The sequence below is a fragment of the Myxococcales bacterium genome (assembly GCA_022184915.1).
Classification (GTDB): Bacteria; Myxococcota_A; Polyangia; order Fen-1088; family Fen-1088; genus JAGTJU01.
In genome coordinates this window covers 75,378-88,378 of the sequence record JAGTJU010000002.1, presented here as the reverse complement: position 1 = coordinate 88,378, position 13,001 = coordinate 75,378, and the positions used below count along the sequence as shown (strand labels likewise).

At 61.5% G+C, this 13,001-nt stretch carries 11 protein-coding genes; 5 read left to right on the top strand and 6 right to left on the bottom strand.

The features are described from left to right. Nucleotides 1-143 precede the first annotated feature (143 nt). The 6 genes from KA712_07985 to KA712_07960 form a co-directional block, all read right to left on the bottom strand. On the bottom strand, nt 144-1,322 hold the full coding sequence (locus tag KA712_07985) for a DUF1592 domain-containing protein (GenBank protein ID MCG5052884.1): 1,179 nt from the start codon (nt 1,320-1,322) through the stop codon (nt 144-146). Nucleotides 1,323-1,911: 589 nt separating this feature from the next. After that, on the bottom strand, nt 1,912-3,414 hold the full coding sequence (locus tag KA712_07980; GenBank protein MCG5052883.1) for an RtcB family protein: 1,503 nt from the start codon (nt 3,412-3,414) through the stop codon (nt 1,912-1,914). A 541-nt stretch (nt 3,415-3,955) separates the two neighbouring features. Continuing rightward, nucleotides 3,956-4,534 carry a hypothetical protein gene (locus KA712_07975; GenBank protein MCG5052882.1) on the bottom strand — a complete coding sequence of 193 codons (579 nt, stop codon included), beginning with the start codon at nt 4,532-4,534 and terminating at the stop codon, nt 3,956-3,958. Nucleotides 4,535-4,692: 158 nt separating this feature from the next. Further along, nucleotides 4,693-5,703, bottom strand: a complete 1,011-nt coding sequence (locus tag KA712_07970) for a hypothetical protein (GenBank protein ID MCG5052881.1) — start codon at nt 5,701-5,703, stop codon at nt 4,693-4,695. 309 nt (nt 5,704-6,012) lie between these two features. After that, complete coding sequence (locus KA712_07965; protein ID MCG5052880.1) at nt 6,013-6,474, bottom strand: DUF2141 domain-containing protein; 462 nt, start codon at nt 6,472-6,474, stop codon at nt 6,013-6,015. 21 nt (nt 6,475-6,495) lie between these two features. Further along, complete coding sequence (locus KA712_07960; protein ID MCG5052879.1) at nt 6,496-7,095, bottom strand: hypothetical protein; 600 nt, start codon at nt 7,093-7,095, stop codon at nt 6,496-6,498. A gap of 238 nt (nt 7,096-7,333) precedes the next feature. Between KA712_07960 and KA712_07955 the strand changes: the two genes are divergently transcribed. The 5 genes from KA712_07955 to KA712_07935 all read left to right on the top strand — a co-directional run bounded on the left by KA712_07955 (nt 7,334) and on the right by KA712_07935 (nt 12,835). Beyond that, nucleotides 7,334-8,293, top strand: coding sequence for a LysR family transcriptional regulator (locus tag KA712_07955; GenBank protein MCG5052878.1), 960 nt, complete (start codon nt 7,334-7,336; stop codon nt 8,291-8,293). A 401-nt stretch (nt 8,294-8,694) separates the two neighbouring features. Continuing rightward, nucleotides 8,695-9,489, top strand: coding sequence for an acyl-CoA desaturase (locus tag KA712_07950; protein ID MCG5052877.1), 795 nt, complete (start codon nt 8,695-8,697; stop codon nt 9,487-9,489). A gap of 532 nt (nt 9,490-10,021) precedes the next feature. Then, nucleotides 10,022-11,299, top strand: coding sequence for a hypothetical protein (locus KA712_07945; GenBank protein MCG5052876.1), 1,278 nt, complete (start codon nt 10,022-10,024; stop codon nt 11,297-11,299). Continuing rightward, the gene (locus KA712_07940; GenBank protein ID MCG5052875.1) at nt 11,296-12,048 is read left to right on the top strand and encodes a hypothetical protein; all 753 of its coding nucleotides are present in this window, start codon (nt 11,296-11,298) and stop codon (nt 12,046-12,048) included. The genes KA712_07945 and KA712_07940 overlap by 4 nt, the downstream gene beginning before the upstream one ends. Before the next feature lie 94 nt (nt 12,049-12,142). Next, complete coding sequence (locus KA712_07935) at nt 12,143-12,835, top strand: TetR/AcrR family transcriptional regulator (GenBank protein ID MCG5052874.1); 693 nt, start codon at nt 12,143-12,145, stop codon at nt 12,833-12,835. The last annotated feature ends 166 nt before the right edge of the window (nt 12,836-13,001 follow it).

Sequence of the window (13,001 nt, the reverse complement as noted above, 5' to 3'; positions counted from 1 at the left end):
CTAGTGCAGCGGGGGTTTGTGACTCGACGAGGCAACATGAAGATCCTCAGCCGAATTGACGAGGCGTACGAGAACGCGGCTGCGCCTTGACGGGACTGCATCGGTTCCCGGGCGGGGACAGCTTTCGTGCCGCACAGGTATGTTCATGCCCAACGGAATGTGGCTTTCGGAGTGGGGGCCAGGCAAAGAAACCTTGAAGACCCTGAACGCGTTTCAGGGACGCTGTGGGTTTCCAGGGCTTCACGGGCGGTTTTGGTAGAGCGGTCTTGTTCAGGTATCGCGGGCACGTTGTCGGGAACCGGGGGTGGGGTGATGCAAAGCAGATCTTCCAGCACCCAGACGCCACGCACGACCGGCGAGGTCCCATCGACCCTTGAGGTCACCGTCAGGACGCTGCCCTGGGTCAGGATTCCCCGACGATTCCCCCCCAAGTTTGTTCGCTTGAACTCGTCGCCAGCCGTGGGTAGGCCGTAGTGTGCCGCAAGTCGCTTGTTGATATACGACACATCGCTGGTGAGCAGCGCGGAGACTGAGGCGTTGTCTTCGAGCCATCCCGCCAGAGTGAGTTCGGTTTCCTTGACCATGTCGGCCTTCAGATCGCTTGTAAACTCTGGGAACAGTGCGGGATCAGGTTGGTGTATCCGAAGACGTTGGAGCCCCAACCATTCAGAAGCCAAAGCCTTTACGAGCCGAGTGGCATGCGGATCTTTGAGCATCCGCTCCGTTTGTTGGCGCAGAACGTTTGGGTCTGTCAGTGCATTGCTGTCGGCTTTTTCGTAGAGTTCTTCGTCGGGGACACTGCTCCAAAGCAGATAAGACAGGCGTGCGGCAAGTTCTCGGCCGCTCAGCCCGCGACCTTGCTCGGCGCCGGTTTCTTCCACCAAGAAAATGAAGTGTGGGGATAGCAGTACGCCTTGAAATGCTGCTTGCAGGCCTGCGAGCGCATCTGCGCCCGCATTTGCTTCTTGGACCTTTTCGTAGAGTGCCAGTAAGTCGTCCACCTCTTGACCCGTGGCGGGGCGCCGCCAAGCCGCGGTGGCAAAGGCACCTACAATCTTTCTCGCGCACGCATCCACACCCGAAGGCGTGCAGCTGACGAAGCGTTTGTAAGCCTCGGTGTTTGGGCTGACCATCGCACGGCTGATTTCTTCTGAGGCGTCGTACCAAAGCGCCGTAGTCGCTGGCGATGCGGGCTGCACGGATCCGTTATTGGAAAAGCCGAAGGCGCGCTGGTCGTCAGGAAACCGCCGCACAACCTCCGACTCGATTCCCAGAAGATCGCGAATCGTGTACGCGTAGGCTTCGCGGTTGAGTCTCCGCATGACGGATCCGCCGGGCGTGGCGTCACCCCTGACGATGGGATCTGGACCGCTGCCCCCTGAGGGTGACTCGTTGCCTGGGGGGGACCCACCCTGCTCGCCCACATCATCGTCCTGGTCATCTAGCGGAGACGGGGAGCCAACCGATGCAGTGCATGATACAAAAAGACCTGTCGCCAGGAGACAAACCCGCCGCAACTGCACAACGCTGGGGTCCGAATACCTCATACCCCCTTCGTCGGACGGGGATGGCAAATCGGATCAACTCTTTACCCGAGGCCTGCCGCTTTTTCGTGGCACCGGCCTCGGCTGATGATTCATCCTATTTGCCTTACCACGTTCAGCGGCGACGAGGGTGTCCACGGAGGACGCGCTGGCCCACGAAGAGGTTGCACCCAAGCCCCACGTGACCAGCGCCAAGTACAACAGGCCCAGATTCGACGACAACGGCATGAAAAGGGGGCACAGCAGGAGCCGTGCGAACCTCGTGTTGGGCTGCTGCCCCCGTGTTTCCGGCCGGGGGCTGTCACCTCGCACCCGAAAAGGGTGCGTGGGCGGATGACTCTCAGCCTCTCCCCGTCGAGCCCGTGCTTCAGTAATGGACCTTCGTCCTTCGGGCTGCATTGCGGTCCTTGTCCCGCGAACGATCTCGCATGCGGCGTGCGCGTTTGGACCCGCGCGCCTCGTCGGTCCCCTTGAGCGACGCCAGAGGCCACAGGGTGTGTTCGATGGTAGCCAAGCCCGCGTCGACAACGGCTTGCACCACATCCTCTGCCCGCTTGTAGCAAGCGCTCGATTCGTCCAGAGGCACTTTCCCATCAACGTTCACCAAGATGCCATCGCGACGGTACTGCTCATTCACCTTGTTTTGATCGAGTTGTCGCAGCGCCTCGCCTCGAGACATGCGCCGGCCAGCACCATGGTTGACGGAGTATCCACTTCGCACCGCTCCTGGAAGCGGTCGCAGGATATAGCTGTAGTCGCGATTGCTGCCGGGAATCAGCACCGGATGGCCGCTCGTCTCCCAAATCGTTCCAGCCAGCGCCGGATGGCCACCGGGAAAGGCGCGCGTTGCGCCTTTGCGATGCACCCAAACGTCACCGAAGTCAGGGTGCGTTTCCGCCTGGACCAGGTTGTGGGAGATCTCGTAAACAAGTTCCAAATCGGCGCGGAAGACCTTGCGAAAGGCTTCGGAGATCTGCTCGAAAATGATGAGACGGTTCAGGATGGCATAGTTGCCCCCCGCGGCCACCGCGTTCAGATAGGCGCGATGGTGGCGCGAGCTCGGCGTAAAGTATCCGAGATCGATGTCATCGCCCTGCTCCGGGTGTTCAGTACGCGCCATCGAGAAGTAGTTTGTGGCCAGGCCATGTCCAAAACCGCGGCTGCCTGTGTGCACTTGAACGAAGAGCGACCCGCTTTCTTCCGCCCGTTGCAGCTCAATGAAGTGGTTACCGCCCCCCAGCGAGCCAAGCTGCTCCCGTCCCCGCTCAGGCCTGCCCTCGCCACCCCAGGGGATCTGCCACCCGTCGTCCACGGGAATGCGGTGCCGCTCGGCGCGGCTGCGGTCGAACGCAGCTCCGTACCTGTCGACGTAGTATTCAGCCCCACCCCGCACGAGGTTCTGAAATTCGCCATCTGATACTTTGCCCAAGCGGAGGCTGGTGCCTCCGGCGCCCATGGAGACGCGCTCCATCACTTCGCGGTTGAACGCGAGCTTGCGGTCAGGCGTTGCCAAGTCAGCAGACACGTCAGAGCGCGCCGACATCATTCCGCAGCCAATGTCGAAGCCGACAGGCCCCATCGCCACGGCACCCTCCGCGCGATCGGTGAGGATCACGCATCCAACGGGCACTCCGTAGCCGTAGTGCGAGTCAGGTGTGATCGCTACCAAACGTGCCCCCGGGAAGCGCGTGGCGTTGACGATCTGCCGGTACAGCGTGGTCTCCGCTTCGGCCAGCAACGTGGGTGTCAAAAACAGGCGCACGGGAACCCCCCGCGTGTCTTCGGTCTCGAGCGCGTAGTAGCCATCGCTGGTGAACACCGCCCGGCGTTTCCAATCCGCATCCGCAACAAGGGGAGCAAGCTTCGCCATTCCCGAAGCCTGACCGTTGGCGCCAGGCCTCGCAACCGGCCCGGGAACCCTGCCCCAAGCCCGGCGTATCGGGCCCCACTGATTCCTCCTCAGCGCAGCGCGGATCCAGCAGACATTTGGGGTCCGGAAGAGCGATCGGGAGTAACGTTCTCGTTGCCTTGGCAGCGCTCTTCCTTGGCAGCATGAGCGGCTCAGCACGAGCCAACCCGGCTCCGGACGTGTCTTCTCGCCAAGAGCGCGGCGAGAAGGCGCTCGCTCTGAGCGATCGCTTGAGGCATAAGCGCATGGCCGTCAGGGGCCTCGACGCTTCCTTCATGCAGGTGCAGCCGTCTCAGGAACCAGATGCCCATCCTTGATATCGAAAGCTTTCGCACCTTTTGGGATTCGTCACAATCCCCACGAACCCGTTGCCCTGTCCCTCGCAAACAGCGCAATGCGTCTTCGCGGGCCCCTACCCGTTCCTTCGCTGCCTAACGCGCGGCTCGTCTATTAGGGTGAGCGCCTGTCCTCGCGCGCCTATCTTCCGATCATGACGAGATCGTCAAGGCCGCTTGAGAAGCCCTTCGAGAAACAACCCGACCTGGAATCGCAGCAGTTGGTCGAGCTTCTGGTCGCCCAGCATGAGAGAGGCCGGAATCGAGGATTGCAGGGCCATCCAGCTGGTGACGAAGAGCTCGGGATCGAAGGGCTCCTTGGCCAGCGGAGAGAAGCCGGAAAACACCTCGCCAAGCGGGCGAAACACATGGCGAAGGCTGATGTCCTTGAGGCGCTCTTGCCCACGCACCGTCAGGTGGTGCATGTCCATCTCCGCCATGAAGAACATGTTCATGCGCACCTCGCCGAGGTACCAGCGGGCAAATTCGGTCAAGAGCGAGCCGCGCACCGCAAGCACACCTGAGATGACGCCGAGAGGTCTGGTACGACGACCGCGGAGTTCGTCAACATTGCGCCCATAGTCGAGCCCGTCTCCGCCGCCATTACCTTTGCCGATGGTCCCCAGATTTCCAAGACCGATCGTTCCTTCACCGGTACCGCCACCGCCGGACCCGGTGCCAACGAGCCCCAAGCCGCCAACGCCGTAGGCTTCGCCGATGTGGTTACCGAGAAGGCCGCCCAGCACGTTCTCCGCATCTGTTCCCAGGGCCGTGTCACGACCGAAGAGAGACGCAAGGTGAGACCCCTCGTCGGCCTTGATCATCCCGAGGATACCCGCGTTCTTGGCGTTTTCTTCACCCAGCTTCTTGGCGAGGTGAGGATCGGGGTTGTCCGGCGGACCCTTCAGGCGTAAAGCCCCTGCTTGTTCTTGGACGGCTCCTTACCCATCTTCCCATCGTCGCCCTTGTGGCGCTTCCCCTTGCCGCCCTTGTCGTCGTTTTTGTTGCTGTTGAGGAACTCGGGAACCTCCTCTTCTTTCACCTCGGGAGGCTTGATGAGGAAGTTGACGAAGCGGTGGTGCGTGTTGAGAAGATCGAGGGAGAGTGACTTCGGATCCGGCGGCACGGAGAAAATGATCACGAGGAAAAGCAGCAGGACTGCGGCAGCCCCCGCAGTGAACTTTTGCTCGGCCCAACTCCACAGAAAAATGGGCACCGGCAGTGTGCGCGGCTTCGCCACGGAAGACACCAGGAAACCCGCCTCGCCGAGCTGAAGGCGCACGCGTGCCCCTTCGGGCAGTGGGAATGCGGGGCCACGCTGCTGGACGAACTGCGCGAGCGGGATCGCCTGGCCGGAGAGGTAGACCTCGCCCTGCATCTGTGGCGTGGTCTGCACCGAGAAGTCGGCGCCCGTCGCACGCACTAACCTGAACCTTTCACCGCCCAGGTACTCGGGGGGCATGGGAGCATCGACGCCCGGCACGCTGCCGATGATGTAGTCCTTCTCACTGTGGCCCCATCGCTTGAGCCCCATGTAGGCCAGCGCTACGCCCGTGATCAGGCTGCCGGAAAAGATCACGTCGAGGGCCGGGTTTCCATTGCCGCGCGGGAACTTCTCGAGATCCTTCCCCGCAACCTGGTGAGCCTCGAAACGCTCCTTTTCATGGCCGTCCTGGATCGAAGCCCCCACCAAGGTCACCAAACCGACGAGTCCCAGCACGCAGCCCACCAGAGTCACCACCTTGCCGGCGGAGTCGTGAGGCTTTCCGCTCGGGTCCGTCAGGTGGCGGGTGTTGATGACGACGTTGCAGAAAGACGCCTGCACCTCGATCGCGTGGCTCCCGAGCTCCTCGATCTCGGGGCACGGCGGCAGGCCTGCCATCGGGAAGCAAAGCGGGACCTTGGACGTGGACATGATCAGAACTCCTTGGAACGGATGGCACCTCGAGGGAGTAGCCCTGAAGTGGCGTGGCGAGTGGCCCCGGGAGGCCCGGGAGGGCCTTGTTCCGCTGGAACGAACGCGATCCCGGTCAACGCCCACGAGAACGTTGCCGACAAGGAACAACAGCGCGTTCATGAGGCCCCCGACCGGGGTGCTTTCTTTTCGCCTTCTTTCCGTTCAGACAACGGGAACCATCGAAGGTTCCGAAAATGTCCCAGATCCCAAGGAGCTGATCAGCCGCTTCGGAGAGGCGCGCGTCGCCACGGCGCGCTCTGCGGTCCTTCAGCGTGCGTGTAGCACCACCGCAATGCGCTTGGTTTCTCCTGCGCTGATGGTGAACGCGCTTTCCTCGAAGCTTGGCGCCGAGAACTTGTGGGTGACGTTGTTGCTGGTGCCCCACGGCTCCTTCGGCATGCAAAGAAAGTTCGTATCGAACTTCCTGTTGCCGTTCACGTCGTGGATGAGGGACAGCGCGTAGGTCCCCGGTGCGAGGCCCTCGAACACGCACTGGCCCTTTCGGCTGACCACCGCGTGCCTTTGCACGACGGCGTGACGAATGTCTCCCGGAAAACCCTTGGCGCTTCGGAACAGAGAGCACCCGAGTTCGCCTCGCATGGGATCAAAGGCCTCCACTTCGGCCACGAGGCGTCCCGAGGGGGGCGGGGACGACGCGGCCGAGGCGGCCGCCCTTGCCACAGACAGGCCAACGAAGGCCCATGAACCAATCAATGTGTTGCGCTTCATGATGACTCCTACGTTGGTGCGCTAGAACTGCACGCCCAGATTGATCTTGGCCGAGAGAAAGGTGTCTGACTTCCCTCCCCGGGGTCCGATGTCCGTGATGGCCCCGTGGATGACACCCACCTGAGGGTTGAGGTAGAGGCTCGTGGCCGCCGATGGTGCGAAATCGAAGCGGTACCCGGCGTGTCCTTCGACGAGCATCGCGAAGTTGTTATGGTCACGCCCGTCGATCCTGTTGCGCGTGCCCCAGGCGTAGCCAAGATCGACTTGCCCTTCGAGATGCAAGCCTCTCCACAGGTACTGCCTGTAGCCTATCGTGAAGAGGTATTCATCGATTTCTTCGACGATGTCGTGCTCGACGTTCGGACGAAGAAACACGCCTAAGACGAGGTCGCCATGCAGAGGTTGCCCTTGCCCCCAGAGCGTGCGGGTCCCACGAATGGTGATGATCTCGGCCTCCGGAATGAACGGCACCAGCAAGTCGGCTTCCATGCCCCAGGTGCGGAGCACAGGCGCAGGCGCCTCATCCGAAAGCGATGGCGCCGGATCGTTCGTTGCGTACGCTTGCGAAGCAAAGGCGAAGGTACCGAGACACAAGCTGATCAGAGTGCGTGATGAGTTCATGATGCTGCTCTCTCTTTTCGATGGGGTTGAATCTAAGGGAGTCGCGAATGGCACTGTCGTCGGGCACGAACATCAGATGCGGATGTGATGCGACGCGCGACGCGGGACTACAGGGGACGAGCCGAACCCGTGCGACTTCGGCCGCTAGGTGGAGCGCCAACCGCCGTACGAGTGCCTTTCGCCATGCCCACACTGTGTCGCTTGCCCAATCGCTGCAAAAGTCGTATCGAAGCAAGTCGTGGTTGCGAAAAAGCAAACCCCGCCTCCGGGCGCGCGCTCCCTTCGCTGGGACGACGCCCGCGTGTTCCTCTCGCTTTGGCGCCACGGCTCCCTCAAAAGGGCCGCCAGGGAGCTAGACCTCAACATCTCGACCGTTTCGCGGCGCCTCGAGAACATGGAGGATGCCTTGAAGACGCGGCTTTTCGACCGCACGCCTGACGGTCTCCGAAAGACCGCGGCCGCAACGCAGATTGCGCCGTACGCGGAGTCGATTGAAGCAGCCGCGCGCGATTTCGAGTACGCGCTTGCCAATTTCGAGAGGGAGGTGGCCGGCCTCGTACGCATCACCGTTCCCCCCGGATTGCTCGAGCACTTCTTGATCCCTGCACTGCCCGACCTGCTGCTTCGCCATCCTCAGCTGCAACTTGAACTGAGGGGCAGCGTGGCGTTTTTGGACCTGAGCCGCCTCGAGGCCGAGATCGCCCTGCGGACGAGCCGACCCGCCGCCGGTGATCTGGTGGCCCAGAAGTTGATTGCTGCCAAGTGGATCGTAGCGGTCAGCCCCGAGCGAGCGAACGCCCTCGGCCGGCTCGAGACGGTCGGGGATCTTCCGTGGTTGTCCTGGGGCGAGAATCTGAGCCAATTGCCCGAGGCCCGTTGGGTGGAGACCCACGTCCCTTCGGACAAGGTGCGCATGCGCTTCGCAAGCATGGACGGTCTCGTGGGCGCGGTCCGCCAAGGGCTCGGCGCAGCGATACTTCCGGAGCCCTATGGCCGCTTGACAGGCGTGGTGTCACTCCCTTGCGGTGAGCGATTGCGCAACAGCCTCGACGAACTTCCTGACGTAGAGCTGTGGATCGCTGGCCATTCCAGGTACCGACACGTGCCCCGGATCGCCGCGGTCTGGGAATGGCTCGTAGACCTCATTCGGGGCGAAAGCGCCTCCAGCCCAATCCCCAACACCCGCAAGGGCGCTTGAACGAACCTACCTTTGTCCGTTCGCTCGCACGCCCGCACTTCGAGAAGGCGGGGATCCACGCGAGACACCGCAAGGAAATGCACTGCATTGTTTATGATGTTTCATTGTGGGCTATACGGAAAGGCACTCCCGCAGGTTCGTGAATCTCAGCAGGCTGGGGCGACGCTGTGCGGTTGAGTTCATTCGATTCCCGAACGGCTCCGCGCCTCCCAAAGTGTACGCGTGCAAGGAACCGACTGTGCTCCGGCACCTCCGGCGCTCTCAAGCCGACCGAAATGAGAGGTCGACGGACCTCCGCTGCTTGACCTGCCTTACGCAATGCCGCTATTTACAAAAGCGACAGCTATCCTGAGACTTAACGCACCCATGCGTATGGACCCCATATTTCGAGGGAGATGGGCTTGACATACTACGGCATTTGCGCCGGAATTTTTCTTGCGGCCTACGCGGTCAACTCGATTTACATTTCGGTGCTTTACCACCGAGGCCTGACCCACGGGGCTGTCGTGTTCGGAGACCGGTTCCGGCGTTTTGTCGTGTCAACTGGCCCATGGGTCGTCGGAATCGATCCGCTCACATGGTGTGTCATGCACAGGCTGCACCACAAACACTCGGACACGCCAGCCGATCCCCACAGCCCCGCCAACTCTAGCATCGTGCGTGTCATTGTTGAGCAGCTGCGCTCATACGAGCGAATCATGCGAGGCCTGATTGCGAAGAAGAAATTCCGCGAAATCGAGAGCGGAGACCTAAACTTCCCTGTCCATTGGTTGTACCGGCGAAAGCTCTGGTGGTTGCCCTACACGATTCATTTGCTCTTGGCCGCTGCAGTATCCGCGTCCGTAGGGGGATGGTTGGCGGGCGGACTATTTTATTTGGGATCAGTCACGCATCCGATTCAAGGATGGATGGTGAATGCGTTTGGACACTCCAAGGGGTACCGGACGTTCGACAACGGCGACAGCTCCACCAACAACCTAGTTGTGGCCATGCTGGTCGCCGGTGAGGGGTTTCAAAACAACCATCACAGGAACCCGAGATCCGCTAAGTTTTCGTACCTGTGGTTCGAGATAGATACTGGGTACGCGCTTTGTAAGCTGCTTCAGCTGTTCGGCTTGCTCAGCATTGACAGGGAGTATCTTTCATCTCTGCAGGGGGCAGACGGTGACCTGCCGTTCACCAAGCCCACGCAATGAGGTGGTGTTTCCAGCGCGAAACGTTTTCGCGTTCAACTGCCGGACGGTTGTGATCGACTGACGAAGCGACGAAGCTGCAGTGCCAGCGAAGGGGAATCGTTCAAGCCCACGGCACCGCAACCGACTGGGTGGGTAGGCAGACTGCGCTCGACTCATCCACCACACACACCGAGGAAGCCAAGGTGAGTTGTGGCCGAGCGGTTGGCGCCGGGCAATCACGTGGTCTGGATTTCCGGCGCCGTCGGCGCCGCAGGCGAGATGCCACTTGCAGGGCAGCGGGGCCTGCGGTCCTCCGGGAGCAGTGTCGATTTCGCCGTTGAGACGACGGTTGTTCGTCAGTCCGGTGGCACAGGCCCACCGACTCGTACTTTCGGCGGCCGTGGTCCCCTCACGCCGGCTGCACGGCCTTGCATGGGTCGCCCTTCGATAAAGTAACCGATCGGGTTCTTTTTCACTCGACAGCCGCCCTCGCGTCGGGTAAATGGACCAATGCAACCACACGGTTACTTTTACTCGAGATGGAGACACACCCATGGCTCATCCGCTCCTCGCTCAATCCGCATCATCCGCCCCTAGCGGGCGAAGGAACTTCCTCATCCGTGTTTTGGCCGGTGGCAGCGCCGCCGCCCTCCGCTCTGCGGGAATCGCGGGCATCGCCGGGAGCGCGGCCTGTGGTGTCTATCCGGCGGAAGACGGCGCCGCCTACGAGCCTTGGCACTATCCGCCGCGCGAACCGCTGGAGCCGGTCGAACTGAACGCCGTGGCAGCCGCCATCCTTGCCGCGAGCCCTCACAACACCCAGCCCTGGCTCTTCGAGGTGCGGCCGGGACGCGTGGACCTGTTTGCCGATACAGAACGAAGCCTTGGCGCCATGGACCCTTTTCATCGCGAAATGACCATGGGCCTTGGCTGCGCCATCGAAAACCTGGTGACCGGTGCGACACAGTTTGGGCTTCGCGCGGACGTCGTGCTCTTACCGGTTCCCGAGGAGCCGAATCACGTCGCCCGCATCACCCTGACCCCGGACAGCACCGTCGTCGAGGATCCGCTTGCCAAAGCGATTCCAAATCGACACACGCATCGCGGTGCCTATATGGAGAATCCCATGCCCGCCGCGTTCGAAGCGGCGTTCCGCGGCGAGGTGGCCAACGCCCTGACCCGTGCCGTACCCGCGCCTCAAGTGACAGTGGGCTCACCGCCCGTATCGCTATACCTGATTCAATCGGTAGAGGACAAAGCGCGGTTTCGACAAGCCACCATCGACGCGACCCGCGCCATCAACGCCGATGCCGACATGAGCCACGATGGCCACGCGTGGTACCGCCACAGCGCCAAGGATATCGACACCCATCGTGATGGCGTGACGATCGACGCCACCGGCAACGGGGCGACGCTACGCACCTTCGGCAAAGCCTTGCCAGCACCCAGCGCCTCTTCGGCCGGCAATTACTGGCTCGACGCGACCAAGGGTGCACAAACGACGGCAGGAGCCTTCGGCATTTTGGCGACGCCCGATCGATATTCTCGTATCGAGCAGCTCATCTGTGGCCGGGTATTCCAAAGATTGCACCTTTGGGCGACTTCCGAGGGCCTGGCCATCCAGCCTCTCAACCAACTTCCGGAACGGCAAGATCGCGAGAAGCAACTTAGCCAGCCCGAGCAAAGCGCGGCTTTGCTTGCGTCTTTCATGGAGAGCCGCACCGACGTGGGTGCCCAGTTTTTGTTCCGCATCGGCTATGCATGGGATCCTGTCATCTCCAGCCCTCGACGCCCCGTCGCATGGGTGGTGCGTGCAGAGGACCGGCCATGAACACCTTCACCAACGCCGTCGATACGAAACACGAAAAGGAAAGATCACAATTTCATCGGAGCCTCGTCATGTACACACACGAATACTCTCCGCGGTCGCTCTGGCTTTGTCTCGCCCGTATGGGTCTCGGTCTTGGCGCGTGGCTCATGATCACGTCGTCGCTGGCGTTCGCCCAGGACGATGCACCCGAAAAGACGATCGCATCGCAGGCCGCAGACGTTCCACGAGACACCCATGAAAAGGGCGTCTTTGTGCAAGCTTCCCTTTCCGGATACGACGAGTCCCAGGAGCTCCTCGACGACCAAGGCGACACCATGGCCCGCTCGTCCCGCTCTTTGCTGCTCTCCGATTTGACGGTGGGGTACCGGCTCCCCCTGCCCTCGGCCTTTTTCGTTGCAGGCCTTCCCTTGGTCTCGCTTTCCGAATTGGGATTCGGGCTCGTTTATCATCCGGGCGATTTCCCTCTCATCGCAAGGCAAACGGTGGTCTATACGCCCCACATCACAAAGCACCTCGCCGTGGAGGTTGGTCCGATGCTGGGCGCTCGGGTCAGCTTTGAAAACCCGTTTTCCCATGCCATGGTCGGCTTACATGCCGCGGTCGCCTGGAAGGGGCTCGCCCTCGCCTTGCGCCCGCATTTCACGGTCCCCATCGGACAGAGGAAACGCGATACTTTTGGGGGACGATTGCAAAACGAAGTCGAGACGACGTTTGTACCCCTCGACCTGAGCCTGCGCTACACCTTCTGAGGCGCGGCTGCGTGGCCACCTACGTCACAACGGTCGCAACGCGCGGCGCCCAATAAACGCAGACCTCGATCCGAGGAAGGATGAGGCTTCCCAATTGAAACGCACGCACAAATCCACACGGAATCTCACGACACCTGAAACTGAGGCCGCATCGCCCGCGCAGGCCGAAGCCATACCCACGCGCAAACGACAGGCTCGGCGCGAAGAAACCGAAGCGCGGCTCATCGCCGCTATTGGAAAGATCATCGAGGAGCACGGCGTCGCGGCGCTCGGTATCAATCAGGTCGCGGAAGTCTCAGGTGTCAATAAGGCGCTCATCTATCGATACTTTGGGGGACTGCCTGAATTGATGCGCGCCTATGGTGAATCCGCGGATTTCTGGCCCAGCGTCGAGGAAGTGCTTGACCCCGCATTTTCGGTTCTTGATCGAGAGGATCCCGCCAAGGTGACAGCGTCGGTCTTGGGGGCCTATGCACGGGCGATTCGCAAACGCCCCATCACCCTCGCCTTGCTGGCAGGCGAACTCAACGCACGCAATGAATTGACCGTCGTCCTCGAGGAGGTGCGTGAGGCGCGCACGCAGGCCCTCTTCAAGAGGCTACGGGAACTTGGCCTGCCTCTGTCGCCAGACCTCATGGCGTTTTCAAGCTTCTTGGCGGGCGCCATTCACTATCTCGCCATCCGCAGCCGGACCATTCGCCGATTCGGTGGTTTGAACGTGGAAACCGACGAGGATTGGAACGCGATTGCAGCCTTCATCGAACGCGCCGTCCGCCCGTTTTTCTGAACCGCATCCACGTGGTCACCGAGGGCGCGCGCACCTGCGAGCCAGGTTGCGGCACACAGGTCTTCGGCAACGAAACCGTTTCTTGGAGCGAGGGGCGTGTGAGATGACGCACGAAAGCCGCTGCTCTCAGGTAGCGTGCGGGCAAGGCCGCGACTAGGGTGAGCGA